Source organism: Streptomyces sp. NPDC051207 (assembly GCF_040682395.1).
Lineage (GTDB): Bacteria > Actinomycetota > Actinomycetes > Streptomycetales > Streptomycetaceae > Streptomyces.
Genome location: NZ_JBFBAX010000005.1, coordinates 82,609 through 108,767, shown reverse-complemented (window position 1 = coordinate 108,767; position 26,159 = coordinate 82,609). Strand labels below are relative to the sequence as shown.

Annotated in this window: 21 protein-coding genes and 1 riboswitch; of the genes, 4 read left to right on the top strand and 17 right to left on the bottom strand. The window is 70.5% G+C overall.

The features are described from left to right. Positions 1 to 127: 127 nt before the first annotated feature. Positions 128 to 1,138 carry a polyprenyl synthetase family protein gene (locus AB0M97_RS07310; protein WP_365959767.1) on the bottom strand — a complete coding sequence of 337 codons (1,011 nt, stop codon included), beginning with the start codon at positions 1,136 to 1,138 and terminating at the stop codon, positions 128 to 130. A 531-nt stretch (positions 1,139 to 1,669) separates the two neighbouring features. Next, positions 1,670 to 1,837: riboswitch (cyclic di-AMP (ydaO/yuaA leader) on the top strand. A 3-nt stretch (positions 1,838 to 1,840) separates the two neighbouring features. Here AB0M97_RS07310 and AB0M97_RS07305 point away from each other — a divergent pair. Continuing rightward, positions 1,841 to 2,320, top strand: coding sequence for a transglycosylase SLT domain-containing protein (locus tag AB0M97_RS07305; RefSeq protein WP_365959766.1), 480 nt, complete (start codon positions 1,841 to 1,843; stop codon positions 2,318 to 2,320). Positions 2,321 to 2,334: 14 nt separating this feature from the next. On the opposite strand, the gene AB0M97_RS07300 is transcribed toward AB0M97_RS07305, so the two are convergent. After that, positions 2,335 to 3,273 (bottom strand): HAD family hydrolase, encoded by a 939-nt coding sequence (locus AB0M97_RS07300; RefSeq protein ID WP_365959765.1) that lies wholly within the window; start codon positions 3,271 to 3,273, stop codon positions 2,335 to 2,337. A 513-nt stretch (positions 3,274 to 3,786) separates the two neighbouring features. On the opposite strand from AB0M97_RS07300, the gene fahA reads away from it, so the two are divergent. Together fahA and AB0M97_RS07290 are read left to right on the top strand one after the other, a co-directional pair. Beyond that, positions 3,787 to 4,998 (top strand): fumarylacetoacetase, encoded by a 1,212-nt coding sequence (fahA, locus tag AB0M97_RS07295; RefSeq protein ID WP_365959764.1) that lies wholly within the window; start codon positions 3,787 to 3,789, stop codon positions 4,996 to 4,998. Between the two features lie 265 nt (positions 4,999 to 5,263). Then, a complete protein-coding gene (locus AB0M97_RS07290) occupies positions 5,264 to 6,202 on the top strand; it encodes a M56 family metallopeptidase (RefSeq protein ID WP_365959763.1) in 939 nt (312 codons plus the stop codon). 101 nt (positions 6,203 to 6,303) lie between these two features. Here AB0M97_RS07290 and recQ read toward each other — a convergent pair whose 3' ends face one another. The 15 genes from recQ to AB0M97_RS07215 all read right to left on the bottom strand — a co-directional run bounded on the left by recQ (position 6,304) and on the right by AB0M97_RS07215 (position 24,588). Then, the gene (gene recQ / locus AB0M97_RS07285; RefSeq protein WP_365959762.1) at positions 6,304 to 8,313 is read right to left on the bottom strand and encodes a DNA helicase RecQ; all 2,010 of its coding nucleotides are present in this window, start codon (positions 8,311 to 8,313) and stop codon (positions 6,304 to 6,306) included. A gap of 195 nt (positions 8,314 to 8,508) precedes the next feature. Beyond that, entirely contained in the window at positions 8,509 to 10,158 is a 1,650-nt protein-coding gene (nuoN, locus tag AB0M97_RS07280) for an NADH-quinone oxidoreductase subunit NuoN (protein ID WP_365959760.1), read from the bottom strand. Continuing rightward, positions 10,155 to 11,726: an NADH-quinone oxidoreductase subunit M gene (locus AB0M97_RS07275; protein WP_365959759.1), complete on the bottom strand. Its 1,572-nt coding sequence runs from the start codon at positions 11,724 to 11,726 to the stop codon at positions 10,155 to 10,157. The genes nuoN and AB0M97_RS07275 overlap by 4 nt, the downstream gene beginning before the upstream one ends. Before the next feature lie 5 nt (positions 11,727 to 11,731). After that, positions 11,732 to 13,705 carry an NADH-quinone oxidoreductase subunit L gene (gene nuoL / locus AB0M97_RS07270; RefSeq protein WP_365959757.1) on the bottom strand — a complete coding sequence of 658 codons (1,974 nt, stop codon included), beginning with the start codon at positions 13,703 to 13,705 and terminating at the stop codon, positions 11,732 to 11,734. 14 nt (positions 13,706 to 13,719) lie between these two features. Further along, positions 13,720 to 14,019: an NADH-quinone oxidoreductase subunit NuoK gene (nuoK, locus tag AB0M97_RS07265; protein ID WP_062928520.1), complete on the bottom strand. Its 300-nt coding sequence runs from the start codon at positions 14,017 to 14,019 to the stop codon at positions 13,720 to 13,722. Beyond that, positions 14,016 to 14,858 carry an NADH-quinone oxidoreductase subunit J gene (locus tag AB0M97_RS07260; RefSeq protein WP_365959756.1) on the bottom strand — a complete coding sequence of 281 codons (843 nt, stop codon included), beginning with the start codon at positions 14,856 to 14,858 and terminating at the stop codon, positions 14,016 to 14,018. Before AB0M97_RS07260 ends, nuoK begins: the two co-directional genes overlap by 4 nt. Continuing rightward, positions 14,855 to 15,496: an NADH-quinone oxidoreductase subunit NuoI gene (gene nuoI, locus AB0M97_RS07255; RefSeq protein WP_365959754.1), complete on the bottom strand. Its 642-nt coding sequence runs from the start codon at positions 15,494 to 15,496 to the stop codon at positions 14,855 to 14,857. Before nuoI ends, AB0M97_RS07260 begins: the two co-directional genes overlap by 4 nt. After that, a complete protein-coding gene (gene nuoH / locus AB0M97_RS07250; RefSeq protein WP_365959752.1) occupies positions 15,489 to 16,865 on the bottom strand; it encodes an NADH-quinone oxidoreductase subunit NuoH in 1,377 nt (458 codons plus the stop codon). Before nuoH ends, nuoI begins: the two co-directional genes overlap by 8 nt. Further along, positions 16,862 to 19,366 (bottom strand): NADH-quinone oxidoreductase subunit G, encoded by a 2,505-nt coding sequence (locus tag AB0M97_RS07245; RefSeq protein WP_365959751.1) that lies wholly within the window; start codon positions 19,364 to 19,366, stop codon positions 16,862 to 16,864. The genes nuoH and AB0M97_RS07245 overlap by 4 nt, the downstream gene beginning before the upstream one ends. After that, positions 19,363 to 20,712, bottom strand: a complete 1,350-nt coding sequence (gene nuoF, locus AB0M97_RS07240; protein WP_365959750.1) for an NADH-quinone oxidoreductase subunit NuoF — start codon at positions 20,710 to 20,712, stop codon at positions 19,363 to 19,365. The genes AB0M97_RS07245 and nuoF overlap by 4 nt, the downstream gene beginning before the upstream one ends. Further along, positions 20,709 to 21,578, bottom strand: coding sequence for an NADH-quinone oxidoreductase subunit NuoE (gene nuoE, locus AB0M97_RS07235; RefSeq protein WP_365959749.1), 870 nt, complete (start codon positions 21,576 to 21,578; stop codon positions 20,709 to 20,711). Before nuoE ends, nuoF begins: the two co-directional genes overlap by 4 nt. Further along, positions 21,575 to 22,924 (bottom strand): NADH-quinone oxidoreductase subunit D, encoded by a 1,350-nt coding sequence (locus AB0M97_RS07230; RefSeq protein ID WP_365959748.1) that lies wholly within the window; start codon positions 22,922 to 22,924, stop codon positions 21,575 to 21,577. The genes nuoE and AB0M97_RS07230 overlap by 4 nt, the downstream gene beginning before the upstream one ends. Then, on the bottom strand, positions 22,921 to 23,664 hold the full coding sequence (locus tag AB0M97_RS07225) for an NADH-quinone oxidoreductase subunit C (RefSeq protein WP_365959747.1): 744 nt from the start codon (positions 23,662 to 23,664) through the stop codon (positions 22,921 to 22,923). The genes AB0M97_RS07230 and AB0M97_RS07225 overlap by 4 nt, the downstream gene beginning before the upstream one ends. After that, complete coding sequence (locus AB0M97_RS07220; RefSeq protein ID WP_365959746.1) at positions 23,661 to 24,215, bottom strand: NADH-quinone oxidoreductase subunit B family protein; 555 nt, start codon at positions 24,213 to 24,215, stop codon at positions 23,661 to 23,663. The genes AB0M97_RS07225 and AB0M97_RS07220 overlap by 4 nt, the downstream gene beginning before the upstream one ends. Positions 24,216 to 24,228: 13 nt before the next feature. Beyond that, positions 24,229 to 24,588 carry an NADH-quinone oxidoreductase subunit A gene (locus AB0M97_RS07215; RefSeq protein ID WP_365959745.1) on the bottom strand — a complete coding sequence of 120 codons (360 nt, stop codon included), beginning with the start codon at positions 24,586 to 24,588 and terminating at the stop codon, positions 24,229 to 24,231. Between the two features lie 729 nt (positions 24,589 to 25,317). Between AB0M97_RS07215 and AB0M97_RS07210 the strand changes: the two genes are divergently transcribed. Continuing rightward, complete coding sequence (locus AB0M97_RS07210; RefSeq protein ID WP_365959744.1) at positions 25,318 to 26,154, top strand: C40 family peptidase; 837 nt, start codon at positions 25,318 to 25,320, stop codon at positions 26,152 to 26,154. The last annotated feature ends 5 nt before the right edge of the window (positions 26,155 to 26,159 follow it).

Genomic DNA, 26,159 nt, shown 5'->3' with positions numbered 1-26,159 from the left:
TCCGCGTACACCTGGGGTATGACACGAGGGCTCCGGGACTCCCCCGACCAGTAGGGGTCGGGTCGGCTGCGGCAGGTCGGCCCGCCCGTCTGCATCACCGGGTCGGCCCGCCCACCGCATCACCGGATCAACCCGCCCGGTGCACCACCGCGTCGCACAGCTCCATCAGCGCCACCTTCGCGTCGCAGTCCCGCAGCGGGGCCAGCGCCGTGCGCGCCTCCTCCGCGTACCGGATGGTGTCCCGCCGGGCCTGCTCCAGCGCCGGGTGCGCCCGCAGGGCCGCCAGCGCCTTCCGGTGCCGCACGTCGTCGCTGAGGTCGGAGTCCAGCAGCTCGCACAGCGCGAGGTCCTCGGCGAGACCGAGCCGCGCCGCCCGTTCCCGCAGCCGCAGCACCGGCAGCGTCGCGATGCCCTCGCGCAGGTCGGTGCCCGGTGTCTTGCCGGACTCGGCCGACTCGGACGCGATGTCGAGCACGTCGTCGGCGAGCTGGAAGGCGACCCCGAGCCGCTCGCCGTACTGCGTGAGGACGTTCACGACCCGCTCGTCGGCGCCGGACATCATCGCGCCGAACCGGCACGACACCGCCACCAGAGAGCCCGTCTTGCCTCCGAGCACGTCCAAGTAGTGCTCGACCGGGTCTCGACCGTCCTGCGGTCCCGCCGTCTCCAGGATCTGCCCGGTGACCAGCCGCTCGAACGCGAGGGCCTGCACGCGGACCGCCTCGGGCCCGAGGTCGGCGAGGATCTGCGAGGCGCGGGCGAACAGGAAATCGCCGGTGAGGACGGCCACCGAGTTGCCCCAGCGGGTGTTCGCGCTGGCGACCCCGCGGCGCACCTCGGCCTCGTCCATCACGTCGTCGTGGTACAGCGTGGCCAGGTGGGTCAGCTCGACGACGACGGCCGACGGCACGATCCCGGGCGCGTAGGGGTCGCCGAACTGCGCGGACAGCATCACCAGCAGGGGACGGAACCGCTTGCCGCCCGCCCGCATCAGGTGCTGGGCTGCCTTGGTGATGAAAGGCACCTCGCTCTTGGTTGCTTCGAGCAACCCTTCTTCGACAGCCGCCAACCCGGCCTGGACATCGGCCTCCAGAGCCTGGTCCCGCACGCTCAGCCCGAACGGCCCGACGACGGTCACGAAGGTCTCCTGTCTGCTGGCGCCTACTGGCGATTACCTGTTTGTCGATAGGTCGCTGCCCTCACTCAAGTCAGCGTATCCGGTCATGTTTCGATCACCGCCAGCGCCCACCCGTCCAGGCCACCAGCTATCGGATCACGACCGGCATTTTCTCGATCACTCGACAGATAACGACATAGCCGACATGTGCGGCTCTACACGACTCGCCCGACAAAGCACCGGACACGTGCCTGATGTCCTCTTTGTCGAGCTTGGCACTCGAATTCCCCTTGGCCCCAGATGCTCCTCACGGCTCGCGCCCGTGAGTTGAGTCACGCGTTCCCCGGGCGCGGCACCGCACTCCCCGCGCCCGCATCCCCGCGCGCCACGGGCGAGTTGCACCTTGGCGACGGCGGAGGATCAAGCTCCCCATATGCCTCACACCAAGGTCAACCCGGGCGTTCTGTGATCCGGTCCCTTGTTCCGGACATGTGCCCTCGCATACGTTCCCGGCCTGTCGGGCGGACGCCGAGTCCTGCCACCGCCCGCACCACCGACCACGAACCCACTCGCAGGCAGGAGCGGGGGACCCAGGCAAGACGCCGGACCGGTCACCGCACCGGAACGGCTCGGGGTGAAGCCGTGCCCGTCACAGGGCCCGGCCGGGCACCTCCCGCCCGAACCCGACAGCTCACCTCGCAGGCGCAGGAGAGGACATTCGCCATGCCTGCATCCGTTCAGTCCCGCCGTGCCGGGAACCGCGGCCTCGTCCGCAAGCTCGCCGCCGCCGGCGCCGCCGTGCTCGCCCTTCCGCTGATCGGCGCGACGAGCGCGTCCGCCGCCACCCCGGCCGCGCCGGCCCCGGCCGCGGCGACGGCGTACCCGGACGACCTCGACGGCTGGATCCGCCAGTCCCTCGCCGTCATGGCGGAGCACGGCATCCCCGGCTCCTACGACGGCATCCACCGCAACATCATGCGGGAGTCCTCGGGCAACCCGTACGCCATCAACAACTGGGACTCCAACGCCGCCGCCGGTACGCCGTCCAAGGGCCTGCTCCAGGTCATCGACCCCACCTTCCTGGCGTACCACGTGCCCGGCACGTCGTTCGATCCGTACGACCCGGTCGCGAACATCACCGCCGCCTGCAACTACGCGGCCCAGCGGTACGGCTCGATCGACAACGTCTTCGGGGCGTACTGAGTCGGACGGAGCGCCTATTGGGGGGAGCGGGGCTTCGGGACCGCCGCGGTTGCGGCCCTGGGCTTGGGCCTGGCCGGGGCTCCCGCTCCCGCTCCTGCTCCGGCCACGGCTCCCGTTCCGGCCGCGGTTGCGGCTCCCGCTCCGACCGCGGGGAACAGTCGCTCCAGGACGGCGGCGATGCCGTCGTCCTCGTTCGACAGGGTGATCTCGTCCGCGACGGCCTTCAGTTCGGGGTGCGCGTTGGCCATGGCGACGCCGTGCGCGGCCCAGTCGAACATCGGGATGTCGTTGGGCATGTCCCCGAAGGCGATCGTCCGGTCCGGGCCGATCCCCAGGTACTCGGCGGCCAGTGCCAGACCGGTCGCCTTGGTGATGCCGCACGGCTGGAGCTCGACGGTCCCCGGGCCCGACATGGTCACCGTCGCCAGGGAGCCGACCACTCCACGCGCCGTCGCCGCCAACTCGTCGTCGGACAGCCCGGGATGGCGCAGCAGCACCTTGCTGATCGGCTCCTGCCACAGGGCGTCGCGCCGGTCGACCCGCACGGCCGGCAGGGTCGGGTGCGGCATCAGGTAGCCCGGCTCGATCAGCGTGAGCCCGTCCACGCCGTCCTGGTCGACGGCCGCGAACACCTCACCCACCTCGGCCTCGATCTTGCCGAGCGCCGTCTCGGCCAGTTCCCGGTCCAGGGTGACCGACCACAGCAGGCGGTCCGTACCGGCGTCGTAGACCTGCGCGCCCTGCCCGCACACCGCCGGCCCCGTGCTGCCGAGATCGGCGAGCAGCGGACGCACCCGGGGGGCCGGGCGCCCGGTCACGACGAGATGCCGGGCGCCTGCCTCGGCCGCCCGCGCGAGCGCGGCGAGCGACCGGTCGGAGAGGGTGTCGTCACCACGCAGAAGCGTTCCGTCCAGGTCGGTGGCGATCAGTGAGTATGCGAGGGGTGCGGGCATGATCAGAGAATACGGACATCGCGCGCCCTCGCCTCACCGCGCTTTTCCCACCCGTCAATTCTGTTCCCCACCCGTCATTTCCGATCCCGACCAGCCGTTTCTTGTCTTCACCAGCCGCATCTGAGCACTGCCGGTCACCGGCTGAACGGTCCTGTCCGGAACCGCTCAACGGTCCTCTCCGGGACCGCTGGACGGTCCCGTCCGGGGGCGCGCGACCGTGTGCCGGGGTGCGTGAAGCGCCCCTGTCGAGCCCTCGGTTCCGGTTCGCGCCAACGTGCTCCGCCACCTACCGAAGGCGAGGACGGCCGGGAGCCCCGGCCGGCGGCCTTCCGGCACGCGCCCGGAGTCACCCTGCTCCCACCGCTCCGTCAAGATCACACACCTGCCTGTGGACAACTTCTGGTACGGAAGCGGAAGCGGTGCGCCCAAGAACGACAGACCGGCCGTAACGTGTGGCGCGGTCCCACGACGCGTGGAACACACCTGGCGCACACGAAAGCGAGGCAGCACCCCATGCCCCCGTTCGATGTACCCGAGGGCGACCCCTTCGGCCCGCACAACCTTCCGTACGGCGTGTTCTCGCTCCCCGGCTCCGAGGAGCGGACCGTGGGCGTCCGGCTCGGCGACCACGTCCTCGACGCGGGCGCCGCGGCCCGCGCGCTCGGCTCGCCGTACGCCTCCCTGCTCGCGCGGCCGACCCTGAACCCGTTGCTGGCCGCCGGCCGCACCGCCTGGTCGGACGTGCGGCGCGCGCTGACGGCGTGGGTGACGGTCCCCTCGCACCGGGAGACCCTGGAACCGCTGTTCCACCCGCTGTCCGAGGTGACCCTGCACCTGCCCTTCGAGGTCGCCGACTACGTCGACTTCTACGCCTCCGAGCACCACGCCCGGAACGTCGGCCAGATCTTCCGCCCCGACGCCGAGGACTCCCTCACCCCGAACTGGAAGCACCTGCCCATCGGCTACCACGGCCGCTCCGGCACGGTCGTCGTCTCGGGCACGGACGTCGTACGGCCCTCGGGGCAGCGCAAGGCGCCCACCGACCCGGCGCCGGTCTTCGGGCCGTCCGTCCGCCTGGACATCGAGGCGGAGGTCGGCTTCGTCGTCGGCGTGCCGTCCGCGCTGGGCAGCCCGGTCGCGCTCGGTGACTTCCGCGAGCACGTCTTCGGGCTGTGCCTGCTGAACGACTGGTCCGCGCGCGACATCCAGGCCTGGGAGTACGTCCCCCTCGGCCCGTTCCTCGGCAAGTCCTTCGCCACCTCCGTCTCCGCGTGGATCACCCCGCTGGACGCCCTGGACGCGGCCCGCGTCGCACCCCCGCGGCGCACCCACGACCTGCTGCCCTACCTGGACGACACCGACGACGAACCCGGCGGCTACGACCTGCGGATCACCGTCGCGATCAACGGCCACCCCGTCTCCGAGCCGCCCTTCTCCACCATGTACTGGACGGCCGCCCAGCAACTTGCCCACCTGACCGTCAACGGCGCCTCCCTGCGCACCGGCGACCTGTACGGCTCGGGCACCGTCAGCGGCCCCGAGCACGGTCAGCGCGGCTCGCTGCTGGAGCTGACGTGGAACGGCCGCGACGCGCTGGAACTCCCCGACGGCAAGCGGACGTTCCTGGAGGACGGGGACGTCGTGACCCTGACCGCCTGGGCGCCGGGACCGGACGGGGTCCGGGTCGGGCTCGGCGAGGTCACCGGGCGCATCGTGCCGCAGTGAATATTCCGGGGGCCCATTCCCCGGCGGATCGCTGCTGACACCTGTCTCGCACCGCCCGGCGCCGTCATACTGGCGTCGGGCGGTGTGCACGGGACGCACGCCACGCCCGGTGCCGCGACTCCGCGCGCTCCCGGCCGGTTCACGACGGCCGGCGCGGGCGGTCCCGGAGCTGCCGCGGGACCGCAGGCGTCGCGGCCACCGTGCACCGGCCCCGACAGCACGACCCGAAGCCGCACCTTCTCTGACCAGAACCGGAGCCCGTGGCATGACTGTCTGCCTGCTCCTGCTGAGCGTCGTCGCCCTGACCGCCGCCGTGCCGGTCCCCCGCGCACTGACCCGCGCCGCCTGGCCCGAGCGGGAACCCGTGGTCGGGCTGTGGGTGTGGCAGTGCCTGGTCGCCACCGTCCTGCTGTGCTGCCTGACCGCCCTGGCCCTCGGCGCCGCAGCCGTCTTCGGCACCGTCCGCGCCCAGTTGTTCGCCCCCGCGCCGCCCGCGGTGACCGCCGCCTACGACCTGTCCGCCGCGCCGCCCTGGGCCCTCGCCCTCTTCGTGCTGCTGGCGTGCGGCGCCGCCTGGACGACGGCGATGCTCGCCCGCGAGCTGGTCGAGGCGCGCCGATGCCGCGCACGGACCCGGGCGCACCTGCGCGAGCGCGCCCCGGAGCTGCCCGCCGGCCTGCCCACGGCCCGCGGCCCCCTGCTGGTCCTGGAGGACGACTACCCCGACGCCTGGTGGATGCCCGGCAGCCGGCCCCAGCTGGTCGTCACGACCGGCGCCCTGCACCGCCTCACCGACCACCAGCTCGACGCCGTCCTCACCCATGAGCGGGGCCACGCCCGCGCCCGGCACGACTGGCTGCTGCACCTGTCGAGCGCGCTGGCCACCGGCTTCCCGCACGTGCCGCTGTTCACCCACTTCTGCGACCAGACCCACCGCCTCGTCGAACTGGCCGCCGACGACACCGCCTCCCGCCGCTGCGGTCACCTCACCACGGCCCTGGCCCTGATCGAGCTGAACCAGCACCGGGGCGTCCTGTCCTGCGCCTCCAGCAACCGCCTCCTCAGCGAGCGCGTCGACCGCCTGCTGGAGCCCCCGCCCCGCCTGGACCGCAGACACCGCGCCCTCACCACGACGGCCGCGGCCCTGGTCCCGCTGGTCCCGATCCTGATCACGTTCGCCCCGGGCCTGACGGCACTGTCGTAAGCACCTGTCGCAGCGGCGGCGGAAGCCCTCACGGGCGCCGAACGCCGCCGTCGAGCACGGTGGCGCGCCGTGCCCACAGCGACGCGAAACCGCAGGCCACGCTATATCCAGTCGTCCGGCTCGGGCTCCTCCTCGGGCCAGTCGGCCCCGCCCGGCCCAGCACCGTCCATCGAAGCCGAAGCCGCCGATGTCGGAGCCGAGGCGGGTGCGACCTCCGCACCCCCGGGGGCCTCCAGCGAGGCCAGTACCCCGATCACCCCCTCCCCGTACGTGGCGAGCTTCTTCTCACCGACCCCGCTGATGCCGCCGAGCTCGGCGACCGACGTCGGCCACACGGTGGCGATCTCCCGGAGCGTGGCGTCGTGGAAGATGACGTACGCCGGGACGCCCTGCTCCCTGGCCTGTTCGGCGCGCCAGGCGCGCAGCGCCTCGAACGCCGGGAGCAGTTCCTCCGGCAGCTCGGCCGCCGCGGCCCTGGGCTTGCGGTCGCCGCGGGACGCCGTGCCGCGCGAGGTGGCCGGCTTCTTCGGCTCCTTGCGCAGCGGCACCTCCCGCTCCCGCCGCAGCACGGCCCCGCTCGCCTCGGTCAGCACCAGCGTGCCGTACTCCCCCTCGACCGCGAGCAGCCCCTGGGCCAGCAACTGCCGTATGACGCCCCGCCATTCACCCTCGGTCAGGTCCTCGCCGATGCCGAACACGGACAGCTGGTCGTGGTCGAACTGGATCACCTTGGCGGTGCGCCGCCCCAGCAGGATGTCGACGATCTGCGTGGCGCCGAACTTCTGCCCCCGCTCCCGCTTGAGCCGCACCACCGTCGACAGCACCTTCTGCGCGGCCACGGTGCCGTCCCACGTCTCGGGCGGGCTGAGGCAGGTGTCGCAGTTCCCGCAGCGCGGCGCGGCGGGATCCTGGCCGAAGTAGGCCAGGAGCTGGCCGCGGCGGCACTGGACCGTCTCGCACAGCGCCAGCATCGAGTCCAGGTGCTGGGCGGCCCGCCGGCGGAACGCCTCGTCGCCCTCCGAGGACTGGATCATCTTGCGCTGCTGGATGACGTCGTTGAGCCCGTACGCCATCCACGCCGTCGACGGGAGCCCGTCCCGGCCGGCGCGGCCCGTCTCCTGGTAGTAGCCCTCGACCGACTTGGGCAGGTCGAGGTGGGCGACGAAGCGGACGTCCGGCTTGTCGATGCCCATGCCGAAGGCGATGGTCGCCACGACCACCAGCCCGTCCTCCCGCAGGAAGCGGGACTGGTGCGCGGCCCGGGTGCCCGCGTCGAGCCCCGCGTGATACGGCACCGCCGCCACGCCGTTGCGCGAGAGGAACTCGGCGGTCTTCTCCACCGAGTTGCGCGAGAGGCAGTAGACGATGCCCGCGTCGCCGGGGTGCTCCTCGCGCAGGAAGGCCAGCAGCTGCTTCTTCGGGTCGGCCTTCGGAACGATGCGGTACTGGATGTTGGGCCGGTCGAAGCTCGCCACGAAGTGGCGGGCCCGCGGCATGTTCAGCCGCTGGGTGATCTCCTGGTGCGTGGCGTGCGTGGCCGTCGCCGTCAGGGCGATCCGCGGGACGTCCGGCCAGCGCTCGCCGAGCAACGACAGCGACAGGTAGTCGGGCCGGAAGTCGTGGCCCCACTGGGAGACGCAGTGCGCCTCGTCGATGGCGAAGACGGAGATCTTGCCGCGCGACAGCAGGTCCAGCGTCGCGTCGAGCCGCAGCCGCTCCGGCGCGAGGTAGACCAGGTCGAGCTCACCGGCCAGGAACTCGGCCTCGACCATGCGCCGCTCGTCGAAGTCCTGCGTGGAGTTCATGAACCCGGCGCGCAGGCCCAGCGCCCGCAGCGCGTCCACCTGGTCCTGCATCAGCGCGATGAGCGGGGAGACGACCACCCCGGTGCCCGGCCTGACCAGGGCCGGAATCTGGTAGCACAGCGACTTGCCGCCGCCGGTCGGCATGAGCACCACGGCGTCGCCGCCCGCCACGACGTGCTCTATCACGGCCTCCTGCTCGCCGCGGAAGGCCTCGTAACCGAAGACCCGGTGCAGCGTGGCCAGCGCCTCGCTCGCGTCGTCCACCCTCGACGTGTCCACGTCGGTCGTCACAACCGTCCCGCCCATCCCTTGCATCGCCCGTCCCCCGTACGCAGTCCTCGACCACTGCCTCCACGATAGGGGTCCACGCCGACAGGCCCGGAAGTTGTCCACAGGACCGCCCCGATCTCGTGACCCGCCGTCGCGCGGCCCTCCGCAACGCGGACGGCCCGGCACCCCCCGAGCGGGTGCCGAGCCGTTCCGCGTGGACGGGCGTCCGTGTCAGCGCACGAACACGCCCGCCTGTCCGGCGAGGTCCAGGAAGTACTGCGGAGCCACGCCCAGGACCAGCGTGACGGCCACGCCGACGCCGATCGCCGTCATCGTCAGCGGTGACGGCACCGCGACCGTCGGGCCTTCCGGCTTCGGCTCGCTGAAGAACATCAGGACGATCACCCGGATGTAGAAGAACGCCGCGATCGCCGACGAGATCACACCGACCACGACCAGCGGGGCGGCCCCGCCCTCCGCCGCCGCCTTGAACACGGCGAACTTGCCCGAGAAACCCGACGTCAGCGGAATGCCCGCGAAGGCCAGCAGGAACACCGCGAACACGGCCGCCACCAGCGGGGAGCGGCGGCCGAGCCCCGCCCACTTGGACAGGTGTGTCGCCTCGCCGCCCGCGTCCCGCACCAACGTGACCACGGCGAACGCGCCGATCGTCACGAAGGAGTACGCCGCCAGGTAGAACAGGACCGAGGACACACCGTCGGGCGTCGTCGCGATGACACCGGCGAGGATGAAGCCCGCGTGCGCGATCGACGAGTACGCCAGCAGCCGCTTGATGTCGGTCTGCGTGATCGCGACGATCGCACCGCCCAGCATCGTGACGACGGCGACGGCCCACATCACCGGCCGCCAGTCCCAGCGCAGGCCCGGCAGCACCACGTACAGCACCCGCAGCAGGGCGCCGAAGGCCGCGACCTTGGTCGCCGCCGCCATGAAGCCCGTCACCGGCGTCGGCGCGCCCTGGTACACGTCCGGCGTCCACATGTGGAACGGCACGGCGCCCACCTTGAACAGCAGGCCCATCACCACCAGCGCGGCACCGATCAGCAGCAGCGCGTCGTTGCCCATGGTGTTGGCGAGCGCCGGCGTGACGTTCTGCACGCTGCCGTCGACGACCTGCGCGATCGTCGCGTACGACATCGAACCCGCGTAGCCGTACAGCAGCGCGATGCCGAACAGCGTGAACGCCGAGGCGAACGCGCCGAGCAGGAAGTACTTGACGGCGGCCTCCTGCGACATCAGGCGCTTGCGGCGGGCCAGCGCGCACATCAGGTACAGCGGGAGCGAGAACACCTCCAGCGCGATGAACAGCGTCAGCAGGTCGTTCGCCGCCGGGAAGATCAGCATGCCGGCGACGGCGAACATCAGCAGCGGGAAGACCTCGGTCGTGGTGAACCCGGCCTTGACGGCCGTCTTCTCGCTGTCGCTGCCCGGCACGGACGCGGCCTGCGCGGCGAACGAGTCGACGCGGTTGCCGTGCACCAGCGGGTCGAGCCGCCGCTCGGCGAAGGTGAACAGCCCGACCAGTCCGGCCAGCAGGATGGTGCCCTGCAGGAACAGCGCCGGACCGTCGACGGCGATCGCGCCCATCGCCGCGATGCGCGCTTTGGTGGTGCCGTATCCGTCGGCCGCGAGCGCGACGACCGCGGCGAACGCGGCGACCAGCGCGACGACCGACACGAACATCTGGACGTAGTAGCGGGCCTTGCGCGGGACGAACGCCTCGACGAGCACGCCGACGAGGCCGGCCGCGACGACGATCAGCGTCGGCGCCAGCTGTCCGTACTCGATCTTCGGCGCTTCGATCTTCGAGATCGGGTCGGCCGCGGTTGTCCACAGGCTGTGGACGGCTGATGCGCTCACTTGGCCGCCTCCACCTCGGGCTGGGGGTCCTTCTTCTGTACGTCCGACATGGTCTGCTCGACCGCCGGGTTCACGATGTCCGTCAAGGGCTTCGGGTAGACGCCCAGGAAGATCAGCAGCACGACCAGCGGGGCGACCACCGCCAGCTCGCGCACCCTGAGGTCCGGCATCGCGGCCACCTCGGGCTTCACCGGGCCCGTCATCGTCCGCTGGTACAGGACGAGGGTGTAGAGCGCGGCGAGCACGATGCCGAGGGTGGCGATGACGCCGACCACCGGGTAGCGCGCGAACGTGCCGACCAGGACCAGGAACTCACTGACGAACGGCGCCAGACCGGGCAGCGACAGCGTCGCCAGACCGCCGATCAGGAACGTGCCGGCGAGCACCGGGGCGACCTTCTGCACTCCCCCGTAGTCGGCGATGAGCCGGGAGCCGCGCCGCGAGATCAGGAAGCCGGCCACCAGCATCAGCGCGGCCGTCGAGATGCCGTGGTTGACCATGTACAGCGTCGCGCCGGACTGGCCCTGGCTGGTCATGGCGAAGATGCCCATGATGATGAAGCCGAAGTGCGAGATCGACGCGTACGCCACCAGCCGCTTGATGTCGCGCTGGCCCACCGCGAGCAGCGCCCCGTAGATGATGCTGATCAGGGCGAGGACCAGGATCGCGGGCGTCGCCCACGTGCTGGCCTCCGGGAACAGCTGGAGGCAGAAGCGCAGCATCGCGAAGGTGCCGACCTTGTCGACGACCGCCGTGATGAGCACGGCGACCGGGGCGGTGGCCTCACCCATGGCGTTGGGCAGCCAGGTGTGCAGCGGCCACAGCGGCGCCTTCACCGCGAAGGCGAAGAAGAAGCCGAGGAACAGCCACCGCTCGGTGTTCGTCGCCATGTCCAGCGAGCCGTTGGCCCGCGCCTCGGCGATCTCCGTGAGCGAGAAGTTCCCCGCGACCACGTACAGCCCGATCACCGCGGCCAGCATGATCAGACCGCCGGCCAGGTTGTAGAGGAGGAACTTCACCGCCGCGTACGACCGCTGCGTCGACGCCGCCTCCTCGCCGTGCTCGTGGGCACGGTCCCCGAAGCCGCCGATGAGGAAGTACATCGGGATGAGCATGGCTTCGAAGAAGATGTAGAAGAGGAAGACGTCGGTGGCCTCGAAGGAGATGATCACCATCGCCTCGACGGCCAGGATCAGGGCGAAGAAGCCCTGCGTCGGCCGCCACCGCTTGCTGCCGGTCTCCAGCGGGTCGGCGTCGTGCCAGCCCGCCAGGATGATGAACGGGATGAGCAGGGCGGTCAGCGCGATGAGCGCCACCGCGATGCCGTCCACGCCCAGCTCGTAGCGCACCCCGAACTCCTTGATCCAGGAGTGCGATTCGGTGAGCTGGTAGCGGTCGCCGCCCGGGTCGAAGCGGACCAGCACGACGATCGCCAGGACGAGCGTGGCGAGCGAGAAGAGCAGCGCCAGCCACTTCGCCGCGGTGCGTTTGGCGGCCGGTACGGCGGCCGTGGCGATGGCCCCGACGGCCGGGAGCACCGCCGTCGCTGTCAGCAGGGGAAAGGACATCGGTATCAGACCGCCCTCATCAGCAGGGTCGCGGCGACGAGGACCGCCGCACCGCCGAACATCGAGACCGCGTAGGAACGCGCGAAGCCGTTCTGCAGCCTGCGCATCCGCCCGGACAGGCCACCGACCGACGCCGCCGTGCCGTTGACGACCCCGTCGACCAGCGTGTGGTCGACGTACACCAGGGAGCGCGTGAGGTGCTCCCCGCCGCGGACCAGGACGACGTGGTTGAAGTCGTCCTGGAGCAGGTCGCGCCGGGCCGCCCGGGTGAGCAGCGACCCGCGCGGGGCGACGGCCGGGACCGGTCGGCGCCCGTACTGCGCCCAGGCGAGGGCGACGCCGATCACCATCACGGCGACCGTGGACAGCGTGACCGTCAGGGCGCCGATCGGGGCGTGGCCGTGGTCGTGCCCGGTGACGGGCTCCAGCCAGTGCAGGAAGCGGTCGCCGATGCCGAAGAACGCGCCGCCGAACACGGACCCGACGGCCAGCACGATCATCGGGATCGTCATGACCTTCGGCGACTCGTGCGGGTGCGGCGGCTCGTACGCGCCGCGCGTCTCGGCGGCCGGCTCCACGTCGGGCTCGGCCGGCGACGGCGTCGGGGCGTTGCGCCAGCGCTCCTCGCCGAAGAACGTCATCAGCATCACGCGCGTCATGTAGTACGCCGTGATGGCCGCGCCGAGCAGGGCGCAGGCACCGAGGATCCAGCCCTCGGTGCCGCCCTTGGCGAACGCCGCCTCGATGATCTTGTCCTTGGAGAAGAAGCCGGACAGGCCGGGGAAGCCGATGATGGCGAGGTAGCCGAGGCCGAAGGTGATGAAGGTGACCGGCATGTACTTGCGCAGGCCGCCGTAGCGGCGCATGTCGACCTCGTCGTTCATGCCGTGCATGACGGAGCCCGCGCCGAGGAACAGCCCGGCCTTGAAGAAGCCGTGCGTCACCAGGTGCATGATCGCGAAGACGTAGCCGATGGGGCCGAGGCCCGCGGCGAGCACCATGTAGCCGATCTGCGACATGGTCGAACCGGCCAGTGCCTTCTTGATGTCGTCCTTCGCGCAACCGACGATCGCACCGAACAGCAGCGTGACCGCGCCGACGATGGTGACGACGAGCTGCGCGTCCGGCGCGCCGTTGAAGACGGCGGCGGAGCGGACGATCAGGTAGACGCCGGCGGTCACCATCGTCGCGGCGTGGATGAGGGCCGAGACCGGGGTCGGGCCCTCCATCGCGTCGCCGAGCCAGGACTGCAGCGGCACCTGCGCGGACTTGCCGCAGGCCGCGAGGAGCAGCATCAGGGCGATGGCCGTGAGCTGGCCCTCCGTGGCGTCCCCGGCGAGGCCCGGCTCCTCGTGCGAGCCGAGCAGCGGGCCGAACGCGAACGTCCCGAACGTCGTGAACATCAGCATGATCGCGATGGACAGGCCGACGTCACCCACGCGGTTGACGAGGAAGGCCTTCTTCGCCGCCGTGGCGGCGCTCGGCTTGTGCTGCCAGAAGCCGATCAGCAGGTAGGAGGCGAGACCGACGCCCTCCCAGCCGACGTACAGCAGCAGGTAGTTGTCGGCGAGGACGAGCAGCAGCATCGCCGCGAGGAACAGGTTCAGGTAGCCGAAGAAGCGGCGGCGCCGCTCGTCGTGCTCCATGTACCCGATGGAGTACAGGTGGATCAGCGAGCCGACGCCCGTGATCAGCAGCACGAACGTCATCGACAGCTGGTCGAGGCGGAAGGCCACGTCGGCCTGGAAGCCCTCCACCGGGATCCAGCTGAACACGTGCTGCGTCAGGGTGCGGTGTGCGGCGTCCTCACCGAGCAGGTCGGCGAAGAGCACCAGGCCGATGACGAAGGACACGGCCGCGAGCAGCGTGCCGATCCAGTGGCCGACGGCGTCCAGCCGGCGTCCGCCGCACAGCAGGACCGCCGCTCCGAGCAGGGGCGCCGCCACCAGCAGCGCAATCAGGTTCTCTGCGTTAGTCACGGTTCAGCGACCCCTCACAGCTTCATCAGGCTGGCGTCGTCGACCGAGGCCGAGTGGCGGGCACGGAACAGGGACACGATGATCGCGAGCCCGACCACGACCTCCGCGGCGGCGACGACCATCGTGAAGAACGCGATGATCTGGCCGTCGAGGTTGCCGTGCATCCGGGAGAACGCGACGAACGCGAGGTTGCAGGCGTTGAGCATCAGCTCCACGCACATGAACACCACGATCGCGTTGCGTCTGATCAGTACGCCCGTGGCGCCGATCGTGAACAACAGGGCCGCGAGGTAGAGGTAGTTGACGGGGTTCACTTCGACGCCTCCTCGGCCCGCTTGAAGTTGGCCGGCTCGATGGCGCGGCGCTCCAGGCGCTCCTCGGCGCGCTGCTCCAGCGCCCGCAGGTCGTTGAGCGCCTCCGGCGACACGTCTCGGATCTGCCCGCGCTCCCGCAGCGTCTTGCTGACGGTGAGCTCGGACGGGGTGCCGTCGGGCAGCAGGCCCGCGATGTCCACCGCGTTGTGCCGGGCGTACACGCCGGGCGCGGGCAGCGGCGGGAGGTGCGTGCCTTCGCGCACGCGTGCCTCGGCGAGCTCGCGCTGCGTCCTGGCGCGCTCGGTGCGCTCCCGGTGGGTGAGCACCATGGCGCCGATGGCGGCCGTGATGAGCAGCACACCGGTCATCTCGAAGGCGAAGACGTACTTGGTGAAGATGAGCGCCGCGAGGCCCTCCACGTTGCCGCCCGCGTTGGCCCGGCCGGTGCCGCTGAACTCCGTGAGGGAGGCGTGGCCGATGCCGGCGATCAGCAGGATGCCGAAGCCGAGCCCGCTCAGCAGGGCCAGCCAGCGCTGGCCCTTGATCGTCTCCTTCAGGGAGTCCGCCGAGGTGACGCCGACGAGCATCACCACGAACAGGAACAGCATCATGATCGCGCCGGTGTAGACGACGATCTGCACGACGCCCAGGAAGTAGGCGCCGTTGGCGAGGTAGAACACCGCCAGGACGATCATGGTTCCGGCCAGGCAGAGCGCGCTGTGCACGGCCTTCTTCATGAAGACGGTGCACAGGGCGCCGATCACGGCGATCGTGGCGAGCACCCAGAACTGGAGCGCCTCTCCGGTGGAGGTGGTGTAGGCGGCGAGCTGCGCAGTCATCGGCCGATCACCTTCTCCGACGCCGGTTCGCTCTCGCCGAAGGTCGAGTCGGCCTCCTGGACGACCTCGCCCTTGGAGTGCGCGACCTGCCGCACCGTGCCCGGCGCGGCCTCGGTCACCACGCCCCGGTAGTAGTCCTGTTCGTCCGTGCCCGGGTACATGGCGTGCGGGGCGTCGACCATGCCTTCTTCGAGGCCGGCGAGCAGTTGCTCCTTGGTGAAGATGAGGTCGGCGCGGGTGGAGTCGGCCAGCTCGAACTCGTTGGTCATCGTCAGCGCGCGGGTGGGGCACGCCTCGATGCACAGGCCGCACAGGATGCAGCGGGCGTAGTTGATCTGGTACACCCGTCCGTACCGCTCGCCCGGCGAGTAGCGCTCCTCCTCGGTGTTGTCCGCGCCTTCCACGTAGATCGCGTCGGCGGGACAGGCCCAGGCGCACAACTCGCAGCCGACGCACTTCTCCAGGCCGTCCGGATGGCGGTTGAGCTGGTGCCGTCCGTGGAAGCGCGGAGCGGTGGTCTTCTTCTGCTCCGGATACTGCTCCGTGAGCCGCTTCTTGAACATGGCCTTGAAGGTCACGCCGAAGCCGGCCACGGGATTCAGGAAACCGGGCTTGATCTCCTTGGGCTCCTCAGCCATCGGACGCCTCCTTTCCATCCGTAGATCCGCCCAGAGGTCCATCACTCTGAGTATCGGGTCCGCCACTGACAATCAGCTCGCGCTCACGGCGCGAGGGGCGCCGCGGCACGGGTGGCAACTGCTGTCCGGGCAGTGGCGGCACGGGGAATCCACCGGCCATCGGGTCGAACGGGGCCGGTTCCGCGGCGGCCTTCTCGGCCGGCTTCGACCGCTCGCGGTACATGTCGGCGACGAAGGACAGCAGGAGCAGGACGAGCACACCGCCGCCGATGTAGAGCGCGATGTCGGCGAAGTCGTAGTTCTCGTTCCTGAGGGCCCGCACGGTCGCCACGAGCATCAGCCACACCACGGAGACCGGGATGAGGACCTTCCAGCCGAGCTTCATCAGCTGGTCGTAGCGCACGCGGGGGAGCGTGCCGCGCAGCCAGACGAAGAAGAACAGCAGCAGCTGCACCTTGAGGATGAACCAGAGCATCGGCCACCAGCCGTGGTTGGCGCCCTCCCAGAAGGTGCTGATGGGCCACGGGGCCCGCCAGCCGCCCAGGAACAGCGTGACCGCGACCGTCGAGACCGTCACCATGTTCGCGTACTCGGCCAGTATGAACAGCGCGAACTTGATCGAGGAGTACTCGGTGTTGAAGCCGCCGACCAGGTCGCCCTCGGACTCCGGCATGTCGAACGGCGCGCGGTTGGTCTCGCCGACCATCGTCACGATGTAGAGCACGAAGGAGACCGGCAGCAGCAGGATGTACCAGCGGTCCGTCTGCTGCTCGACGATCGTCGACGTCGACATCGACCCGGAGTACAGGAACACCGAGGCGAACGCGGCGCCCATCGCGATCTCGTACGAGATCATCTGCGCGCAGGACCGCAACCCGCCGAGCAGCGGGTACGTCGATCCGGAGCTCCAGCCCGCCAGGACGATGCCGTAGATGCCGACCGACGCGATGGCGAGGACGTACAGCATGGCGATCGGCAGGTCGGTGAGCTGCATCGTGGTGCGCTGACCGAAGATCGAGACCTCGTTGCCGGCCGGGCCGAAGGGGATCACGGCGATCGCCATGAACGCCGGAATGGTCGCCACGATCGGGGCGAGGACGTAGACGACCTTGTCCGCGCGTTTGACGATGATGTCTTCCTTGAACATCAGCTTCACGCCGTCGGCGAGCGACTGGAGCATGCCCCAGGGGCCGTGCCGGTTGGGGCCGATGCGCAGCTGCATCCAGGCGACGACCTTGCGCTCCATGACAATGGTGAGCAGCACGGTCACCATCAGGAAGGCGAAGCAGAACACCGCCTTGACGACGATCAGCCACCAGGGGTCGCGGCCGAACATCGAGAGGTCTTCAGCGGCGAGGTACGGGCTCATGCCTCCACCTCCTTGGGGGCCTCGTCGGCGAGGGTCGCCGGGCCGATACGGACGAGAGAACCGGGCCGGGCGCCGGTGTCGGAGGCGACGCCGGAGCCGTTGGAGTTCAGCGGGAGCCAGACCACCCGGTCGGGCATCTCGGTGATGCGCAACGGAAGTTCGGTCGTTCCTGCGGGGCCGGTCACGGCCAGCAGGTCGCCGTCCTTGATGCCGGCCTCGGCGGCCGTCGCGGCCGACACGCGCGCGTACGCGGCGTGCCGTGTCCCGGCGAGCGCCTCGTCGCCCTGCTGCAGGACGCCCTGGTCGAGCAGCATCCGGTGCCCGGCGAGGACGGCCTCCCCGGCGGCGGGCCGCGGCAGCGCTCCCCCGCTCTCCAGCGGGTCGGTGGCGCGTGGCCCGCCCCAGGCGCCGAGCCGGTTCAGCTCGATGCGCGTGGTCCGCAGGTCCGGCAGACCGAGGTGGACGTCCATGGCATCGGCCAGCATTTGCAGTACGCGCCCGTCGGTCGGCGCCACGCGGCGGGTCATCAGCTCGGGCTTGAGCGCGGTCTCGAACATACGGACCCGGCCCTCCCAGTTGAGGAAGGTGCCCGGCTTCTCGGCGACCGCGGCGACCGGCAGGACGACGTCGGCGTGGCGGGTGACCTCGCTGGGCCGCAGCTCCAGCGACACCAGGAAGCCGACCTCGGCGAGCGCTTCACGCGCGCGTGCCGGATCGGGCAGGTCGGCGATCTCCACGCCGGCGACCAGCAGCGCCTGGAGTTCCCCGGACGCCGCCGCCTCGATGATCTGGCCGGTGTCGCGGCCGTAGCGGTGCGGGAGTTCGGCGACGCCCCAGATGCCGGCGACCTCGTCCCGCGCGCGTGGGTCGGTCGCCGGGCGCCCGCCCGGCAGCAGCGACGGCAGCGCGCCCGCCTCGATGGCGCCGCGCTCCCCGGCCCGGCGCGGGATCCACACCAGCCGGGCGCCGGTCGCCGTCGCGGCCCGTACGGCGGCGGTGAGCCCGCCGGCCACGGCGGCCAGCCGCTCACCGACGACGATCACCGCGCCCTCGGCGCGCAGCGCCTCGGAGGCCACCGCGCCGTCGCCCTCCAGGCCGACGCCGCTCGCGAGCGCGTCCAGCCACTCGGTCTCGGTGCCGGGAGCGGCCGGCAGCAGCGTGCCGCCCGCCTTCTCCAGGCCCCGGGTGGCGTGCGTGGCCAGCGCGAAGGTGCGCTGGCCGTGCTTGCGCCAGGCCTTGCGCAACCGGAGGAAGACGCCGGGCGCCTCCTCCTCGGCCTCGAACCCGACCAGCAGCACCGCGGGCGCCTTCTCCAGCGCGGTGTACGTGACGCCCGTGCCGTCGAGGTCACGGCCGCGGCCGGCGACCCGCGCGGCGAGGAAGTCGGCCTCCTCGCTGCTGTGCACCCGCGCGCGGAAGTCGATGTCGTTGGTGTCGAGCGCCACGCGCGCGAACTTGCTGTACGCGTACGCGTCCTCGACGGTGAGCCGGCCGCCGGTCAGCACACCGGTGCGGCCCCGCGAGGCGAGCAGCCCCTGGGCGGCGATCTGGAGGGCCTCCGGCCAGGACGCCGGCTGGAGGTCGCCCTCCGCGTTGCGCACCAGGGGCGTGTCGAGCCGGTCCCGCTGCTGCGCGTACCGGAACGCGAAGCGGCCCTTGTCGCAGATCCACTCCTCGTTGACCTCGGGGTCCTCGGCCGCGAGGCGGCGCATGACCTTGCCGCGCCGGTGGTCGGTGCGGGTGGCGCAGCCGCCGGAGCAGTGCTCGCACACCGACGGCGAGGACACCAGGTCGAAGGGGCGGGAGCGGAACCGGTAGGCGGCCGAGGTGAGCGCGCCGACCGGGCAGATCTGGATGGTGTTGCCGGAGAAGTACGACTCGAACGGGTCGCCCTCGCCGGTGCCGACCTGCTGCAGCGCGCCCCGTTCGAGCAGCTCGATCATCGGGTCGCCCGCGACCTGGTTGGAGAACCGGGTGCAGCGGGCGCACAGCACGCACCGCTCACGGTCGAGCAGGACCTGCGTGGAGATCGGCACGGGCTTTTCGAAGGTCCGCTTCTTTCCCTCGAAGCGGGACTCGGCGTTGCCGTGCGACATCGCCTGGTTCTGCAGCGGGCACTCGCCGCCCTTGTCGCAGACGGGGCAGTCCAGCGGGTGGTTGATGAGCAGCAGCTCCATCACGCCCTTCTGCGCCTTCTCCGCGACCGGCGAGCTGAGGTGGGTCTTGACCACCATGCCGTCGGTGCAGGTGATGGTGCAGGACGCCATGGGCTTGCGCTGGCCCTCGACCTCGACGATGCACTGGCGGCAGGCGCCGGCCGGGTCGAGCAGGGGGTGGTCGCAGAACCGGGGGATCTCGATGCCGAGCTGTTCGGCGGCGCGGATCACCAGCGTGCCCTTGGGCACGCTGATCCCGACGCCGTCGATCGTCAGCGTGACGAGGTCCTCCGGCGGGACCGCCGCCTCTCCCCCGCTGGAGGGAGCGTTGGTGGTCACGGTCATGCGTTCACCTCCGTGCGGTCGGCCCACGCCGTCGACTTGGCCGGGTCGAAGGGGCAGCCGCGGCCCGTGATGTGCTGTTCGTACTCCTCACGGAAGTACTGCAGCGAGGAGAAGATCGGCGCGGCGGCGCCGTCGCCGAGGGCGCAGAACGACTTGCCGTTGATGTTGTCGGCGATGTCGTTCAGCTTGTCGAGGTCGGCCATCGTGCCCTTGCCGGCCTCCATGTCGCGCATCAACTGCACGAGCCAGTACGTCCCTTCGCGGCAGGGGGTGCACTTGCCGCAGGACTCGTGGGCGTAGAACTCGGTCCAGCGCGTGACGGCGCGGACGACGCAGGTCGTCTCGTCGAAGCACTGGAGCGCTTTTGTGCCGAGCAGGGAACCCGCGGCGGCCACTGCCTCGTAGTCGAGAGGGACGTCGAGGTGCTCGTCGGTGAGCAGCGGGGACGAGGAGCCGCCCGGCGTCCAGAACTTGAGGCGATGGCCGGGCCGCATCCCGCCGCTCATGTCGAGGAGCTGGCGGAGCGTGAGGCCCATCGGACCCTCGAACTGTCCGGGGTTGGCGACGTGACCGCTGAGGGAGTACAGCGTGAAGCCGGGAGACTTCTCGCTCCCCATCGACCGGAACCATTCCTTGCCCCGGTTCATGATGGCGGGAACCGACGCGATCGACTCGACGTTGTTCACCACAGTCGGGCACGCGTAGAGGCCCGCGACAGCAGGGAAGGGGGGACGCAGCCGCGGTTGGCCACGGCGGCCTTCGAGGGAGTCCAGCAGCGCGGTCTCCTCACCGCAGATGTACGCGCCCGCGCCCGCGTGCACGGTGAGTTCCAGGTCCATGCCGCTGCCCAGGATGTTCTTCCCGAGGTAGCCGGCCGCGTAGGCCTCGCGCACGGCCTCGTGCAGCCGCCGCAGAACGGGGACGACCTCACCCCGCAGATAGATGAAGGCATGCGACGACCTGATCGCGTAGCACCCGATGACGATGCCCTCGATGAGGCTGTGCGGGTTCGCGAAGAGGAGCGGGATGTCCTTGCAGGTCCCGGGCTCCGATTCGTCGGCGTTGACAACCAGATAGTGCGGTTTTCCGTCGCCCTGCGGGATGAACTGCCACTTCATGCCCGTCGGGAACCCCGCGCCACCGCGGCCGCGCAGACCCGAGTCCTTGACGTACGCGATCACGTCGTCCGGTGACATGGCGAGCGCCTTGCGGAGCCCCTCGTACCCCTCGTGCCTTCGGTAGACGTCCAGCGTCCAGGACCTGTCCTCGTCCCAGAAGGCCGACAGCACGGGTGCGAGCAGCTTCTCCGGACTCGTGTCCTTGAGTTCGGGTGCCAAGGTCATCACTCCCCCTCCTCGGCGGCAGGCCCGGCCGGGTGGTCCGGGTCGGAGGCCGACGTCTCCTGTGGCGCGTCGTGCGAGCTCAGGTGCTCGGACGGTGACGGCTCGTGCACGGTGTCCCGCGGCTCGTCGTGGGGTCCGCCGTCGCGCGGATGGACCACGCGCGCGGGTGCGGTCTCTCCCTTGGCCAGGCGGAGGCCCACCAGCGACGCGGGTCCCGCGCTGCCGCTCTCCTCGACGGCCCCGGGCCGCTCGTCGGGGAAGCCGGCCAGCATCCGCGCGGTCTCCTTGAAGGTGCACAGCCGCGCCCCGCGGGTGGGGGTGACCTCGCGTCCCGCGCGCAGGTCGTCGACGAGACGACGGGCGCTGTCCGGGGTCTGGTTGTCGAAGAACTCCCAGTTGACCATCACGACGGGGGCGAAGTCGCAGGCCGCGTTGCACTCGATGTGCTCCAGGGTGACCTTGCCGTCGTCGGTGGTCTCGCCGTTGCCGACGCCGAGGTGCTCCTGGAGCTCCTCGAAGATCGCGTCACCGCCCATCACCGCACACAGGGTGTTGGTGCACACGCCGACCTGGTAGTCGCCGGAGGGCTTGCGCCGGTACATGGTGTAGAAGGTGGCGACGGCGGTCACCTCGGCGGTGGTCAGACCGAGGACGTCCGCGCAGAACTGCATCCCGGTGCGCGTGACGTGTCCCTCCTCCGACTGCACGAGGTGCAGCAGCGGCAGGAGGGCGGACCGGGAGTCCGGGTAGCGGGCGACGATCTCGCGCGCGTCGGTCTCCAGCCGGGCTCGGACCTCGTCCGGGTAGGCGGGCGCGGGCAGTTCAGGCATGCCCAGGCTGACGCCCCGCTCCGAAGAACTGGTGGTCACCGGTCGACGCCTCCCATCACGGGGTCGATGGACGCGACAGCGACGATGACGTCGGCGATCTGGCCGCCTTCGCACATCGCCGCCACCGTCTGCAGGTTGGTGAAGGACGGGTCACGGAAGTGGACCCGGTAGGGACGGGTGCCGCCGTCGGACACGGCGTGCACCAGGAGTTCGCCCTTCGGCGACTCGACGGCCGCGTACGCCTGTCCCGGCGGTACGCGGAAGCCCTCGGTGACCAGCTTGAAGTGGTGGATCAGGGACTCCATGGAGGTGCCCATGATCTTCCTGATGTGGTCGGGGGAGTTGCCCAGTCCGTCGGGTCCCAGGGCGAGCTGGGCGGGCCAGGCGATCTTCTTGTCGGCGACCATGACCGGGCCGGGCTCCAGCCGGTCCAGGCACTGCTCGACGATCCTGAGCGACTGGCGCATCTCCTCCAGCCGGATCAGGAAGCGGCCGTAGGCGTCGCAGGTGTCGGCGGTCGGGACGTCGAAGTCGTACGTCTCGTAGCCGCAGTACGGCTGGGCCTTGCGCAGGTCGTGTGCCAGGCCGCTGGCGCGCAGGACGGGGCCCGTCGCGCCGAGGGCGATGCAGCCGGTCAGGTCGAGGTGGCCGATGCCCTGCATGCGGGCCTTGAAGATGGGGTTCCCGGTGGCGAGCTTGTCGTAGGCCGGGAGGTTCGTCCTCATCGTCGTCACGAACTCGCGGATCCGGTCCACCGCGCCGGGCGGCAGGTCCTGGGCGAGTCCGCCGGGGCGGATGTACGCGTGGTTCATCCGCAGGCCGGTGATCAGCTCGTAGAGGTCGAGGATCAGTTCACGGTCGCGCAGTCCGTAGATCATGACCGTGCTGGCGCCGAGTTCCATGCCGCCGGTGGCGATGGCGACCAGGTGGGAGGACATCCGGTTCAGCTCCATCAGGAGCACGCGGACGACCGACGCCCGGTCGGGCACCTGGTCCTCGATGCCGAGGAGCTTTTCGACCGCGAGGCAGTACGCCGTCTCGTTGAAGAACGACGTCAGGTAGTCCATGCGCGTCACGAACGCGCTGCCCTGGGCCCACGTCCGGTACTCGATGTTCTTCTCGATGCCGGTGTGGAGGTAGCCGATGCCGCAGCGGGCCTCGGTGACGGTCTCGCCCTCGATCTCCAGGATCAGGCGCAGCACGCCGTGCGTGGAGGGGTGCTGCGGGCCCATGTTGACCACGATGCGCTCGTCGTCGGCGCGGGACGCGGAGCGGACGATCTCGTCCCAGTCGCCGCCGGTGACGGTGTAGACGGCGCCCTCGGTGGTCTCCCGCGGGGCGGCCGGCGCGGAGGTGGCGGCCGACGGGGGGTGGCGGGTGCTCACGAGTACGACCTCCGCTGGTCCGGGGCCGGGATCTGGGCGCCCTTGTACTCGACGGGGATGCCACCGAGGGGGTAGTCCTTGCGCTGCGGGAAGCCCTGCCAGTCGTCCGGCATGATGATCCGCGTCAGGGCGGGGTGGTCGTCGAAGACGATCCCGAAGAAGTCGTAGGCCTCGCGCTCGTGCCAGTCGTTGGTCGGGTAGACGGAGACCAACGACGGGATGTGCCGGTCGCTGTCGGGGCAGCTGACCTCGAGGCGGATCAGCCGGTTGTGGGTGATCGAGCGCAGGTGGTAGACGGCGTGCAGCTCGCGGCCCTTGTCGTTCGGGTAGTGGACGCCGCTGACGCCGGTGCACAGCTCGAACCGCAGGGCCGGGTCGTCGCGCAGGGTGCGGGCGACGCGGACCAGGTGCTCCCGCTCGATGTGGAAGGTCAGCTCGCCGCGGTCGACGACCGTCTTCTCGATGGCGTTGCCGGGGAGCAGTCCCTGTTCCTCCAGCGCGCCCTCGAGTTCGTCGGCGACCTCGTCGAACCAGCCGCCGTAGGGGCGGGCCGTCGGTCCCGGGAGCCGGACCGAGCGCACCAGGCCGCCGTAGCCGGAGGTGTCGCCGCCGTCGCCGGCGCCGAACATGCCCCGCTGGACGCGGATCTCCTCGCCGCCCTGGCCGCGCCGGCCGGGGAGGTTGGAGGCCGAGAGGTCCTTCTCGGGGTTCACGCCGCCGGAGTCGTTCACGTCGCTCATCGCAGCAGACCCTTCATCTCGATCGTGGGCAGCGCCTTCAGGGCCGCCTCCTCCGCCTCGCGGGCCGCCTCCTCGGCGTTCACGCCGAGCTTGCCGTTCCGGATCTTCTGGTGGAGCTTGAGGATGGCGTCCATCAGCATCTCGGGGCGCGGCGGGCAGCCCGGGAGGTAGATGTCGACCGGGACGATGTGGTCGACGCCCTGGACGATCGCGTAGTTGTTGAACATGCCGCCGGAGGAGGCGCAGACCCCCATGGAGATCACCCACTTGGGGTTCGGCATCTGGTCGTAGACCTGCCGCAGCACCGGGGCCATCTTCTGGCTCACCCGGCCCGCGACGATCATCAGGTCCGCCTGGCGCGGTGAGCCGCGGAAGACCTCCATGCCGAAGCGCGCGAGGTCGTACCTGCCGGCCCCCGCCGCCATCAGTTCGAAGGCGCAGCAGGCCAGACCGAACGTGGCGGGGAAGACCGACGACTTGCGTGCCAGTCCCGCGGCATGCTCGACGGTGGTCAGCAGGAAGCCGCTCGGCAGCTTTTCTTCGAGTCCCATGGCTAAAGGCCCCTCAGTCCCATTCCAGCCCGCCGCGCCGCCACACGTACGCGTACGCGACGAAGACGGTGAGCACGAAGAGCAGCATCTCGACGAGCCCGAAGATCCCGAGGGCGTCGAAGGAGACGGCCCAGGGGTAGAGGAAGATGATCTCGATGTCGAAGACGATGAAGAGCATCGCCGTCAGGTAGTACTTGATGGGGAAGCGCCCGCCGCCGGCCGGCGTGGGGGTCGGCTCGATACCGCACTCGTAGGCCATGACCTTGGCGCGGTTGTACCGCTTCGGACCGATCAGCGTGGCCATGACCACGGAGAAGATCGCAAAGCCTGCCCCGAGGGCTCCCAGTACGAGGATGGGCGCATACGCGTTCACCGCTCCTCGCTCCTCTCAGTCGGCACTGACTGCTGGCGGTTTGCATTGGGCTCACGTCCGCCCCGGCGTCCCCGGGAACCCCGCCCGTCCCGGGCGAAGATCGAGAACATGTGAAGCAGGTCACAAGCCCAACTGCTCCGCATCTTATGCCCGCAGGTCTGTGATCTGCGACACGGGGTATTGCACAAGCTTTGTGATCTCCACCACCTGACGAAGGATCATGAAGTCGTATGAGCGTTGATCTTCGCACGCGAAGCGTTCAGTCGATCACCAGACGTGACATTTCCGCTAGTCAGCGCAGGTAGGGAGGGTGCGTCTCCATATCAAGATGCTTCCGGTGCATGCAAATTGGCGCTGGACGGGATCGCTTGATAGGGGATCGTGTTCACACTCCCGCGGGGTCCGGGGGGCGATGTGGACGCGTGCACGCATTCACGAGCAGAACCGGGTGGACGGCTCGCGCGACGCGACCCGCACAGGACGCAGTCATCCCGGTGACCGTTCCGTGACCTCCGCCACACTCATGGGGGGTGCCCGAGAAGCGGGCTTGGCCATCCGTCCCAAGTGATGGTAGGCGGGGGGCAATTCGGGCGTAATGGCGAAAGACCGTGATCACGGGCCACGTGAGGTCTGCCCGCAATGTCCGTTACGGCGTCAATAAAGAGTCACGCGCCCGGGATTCGGGACCTCCGTTGAACAACTGTGGCGCAGCACACGTTTCTTGTAGGTATGGAGGAGCCCCTGGTACCCGTTGTTCTCATGTCCCACACCGCTCACATACGCAGCCACCGGAAACCCCGCCGCAGCGCGTCGACGATCGCGATGCGGGCCGGAGTTGCCGGTGGCGTCCTCAGCACCCTGGCAGTGGCCGGTGCGTCGGGTCCGGCGAACGCCGCCGAGCCGGTGGCGCAGACTCTGGAACTGCCCACCCTGACGGCCGACCTGGCCGCACAGGTCGCCGAGTCCGCGGACGCCACGCAGCTGGCCGCCGCGAACTACCAGCTGCAGGCCGAGCGTGACGCGGCCGCCGCCGAGGCGGCCAAGGAGGCCAAGGCCGACCTGGCCGAGGCCAAGAAGAAGGCGGAGGCCAAGAAGAAGGCCGCGGAGGCCGCCCGCAAGGCCGCCGCCGAGCGCGCCGCCCGCAGCGCCGAGCGCCCCACGCTGAGCCTCTCCACCGCCGCGAGCACCGCGACCGCGTCCGCGCCGGCCGGCGGCAGCGTCGCCACCGTCATCGCCTTCCTCAAGGCCCAGCTGGGCGACGCCTACGTCATGGGCGCCACCGGCCCCCACGCCTGGGACTGCTCCAGCCTCGTGCAGGCCGCGTTCCGTCAGGTCGGCGTGGAACTGCCGCGCGTCTCCCAGGACCAGTCGATGGCCGGCACCGAGGTGTCGCTGTCCAGCCTCCAGGTCGGCGACATCCTGTACTGGGGCGGCAAGGGCTCCGCGTATCACACGGGCGTCTACATCGGCAACGGTCAGTACCTCGACGCGGCCAACCCGTCCAAGGGCGTCGTCATCCAGGACCTCTCCGGCTACCCGGCGTCGGGCGCGGTGCGCGTCCTCTGACCCGG

What these genes read in the sequence shown, in the direction of transcription:
- AB0M97_RS07290 (WP_365959763.1), top strand. Translation starts at nt 5,264, where the DNA reads ATGACTGTCTGCCTGCTCCTGCTGAGCGTCGTCGCCCTGACCGCCGCC.
- AB0M97_RS07245 (WP_365959751.1), bottom strand. Translation starts at nt 19,366, where the DNA reads ATGACCGTGACCACCAACGCTCCCTCCAGCGGGGGAGAGGCGGCGGTC.
- AB0M97_RS07275 (WP_365959759.1), bottom strand. Translation starts at nt 11,726, where the DNA reads ATGTCCTTTCCCCTGCTGACAGCGACGGCGGTGCTCCCGGCCGTCGGG.
- fahA (WP_365959764.1), top strand. Translation starts at nt 3,787, where the DNA reads ATGCCCCCGTTCGATGTACCCGAGGGCGACCCCTTCGGCCCGCACAAC.
- AB0M97_RS07220 (WP_365959746.1), bottom strand. Translation starts at nt 24,215, where the DNA reads ATGGGACTCGAAGAAAAGCTGCCGAGCGGCTTCCTGCTGACCACCGTC.
- nuoI (WP_365959754.1), bottom strand. Translation starts at nt 15,496, where the DNA reads ATGGCTGAGGAGCCCAAGGAGATCAAGCCCGGTTTCCTGAATCCCGTG.
- AB0M97_RS07260 (WP_365959756.1), bottom strand. Translation starts at nt 14,858, where the DNA reads ATGACTGCGCAGCTCGCCGCCTACACCACCTCCACCGGAGAGGCGCTC.
- AB0M97_RS07305 (WP_365959766.1), top strand. Translation starts at nt 1,841, where the DNA reads ATGCCTGCATCCGTTCAGTCCCGCCGTGCCGGGAACCGCGGCCTCGTC.
- recQ (WP_365959762.1), bottom strand. Translation starts at nt 8,313, where the DNA reads ATGGGCGGGACGGTTGTGACGACCGACGTGGACACGTCGAGGGTGGAC.
- AB0M97_RS07225 (WP_365959747.1), bottom strand. Translation starts at nt 23,664, where the DNA reads ATGAGCGACGTGAACGACTCCGGCGGCGTGAACCCCGAGAAGGACCTC.
- AB0M97_RS07300 (WP_365959765.1), bottom strand. Translation starts at nt 3,273, where the DNA reads ATGCCCGCACCCCTCGCATACTCACTGATCGCCACCGACCTGGACGGA.
- nuoH (WP_365959752.1), bottom strand. Translation starts at nt 16,865, where the DNA reads ATGAGCCCGTACCTCGCCGCTGAAGACCTCTCGATGTTCGGCCGCGAC.
- AB0M97_RS07210 (WP_365959744.1), top strand. Translation starts at nt 25,318, where the DNA reads ATGGAGGAGCCCCTGGTACCCGTTGTTCTCATGTCCCACACCGCTCAC.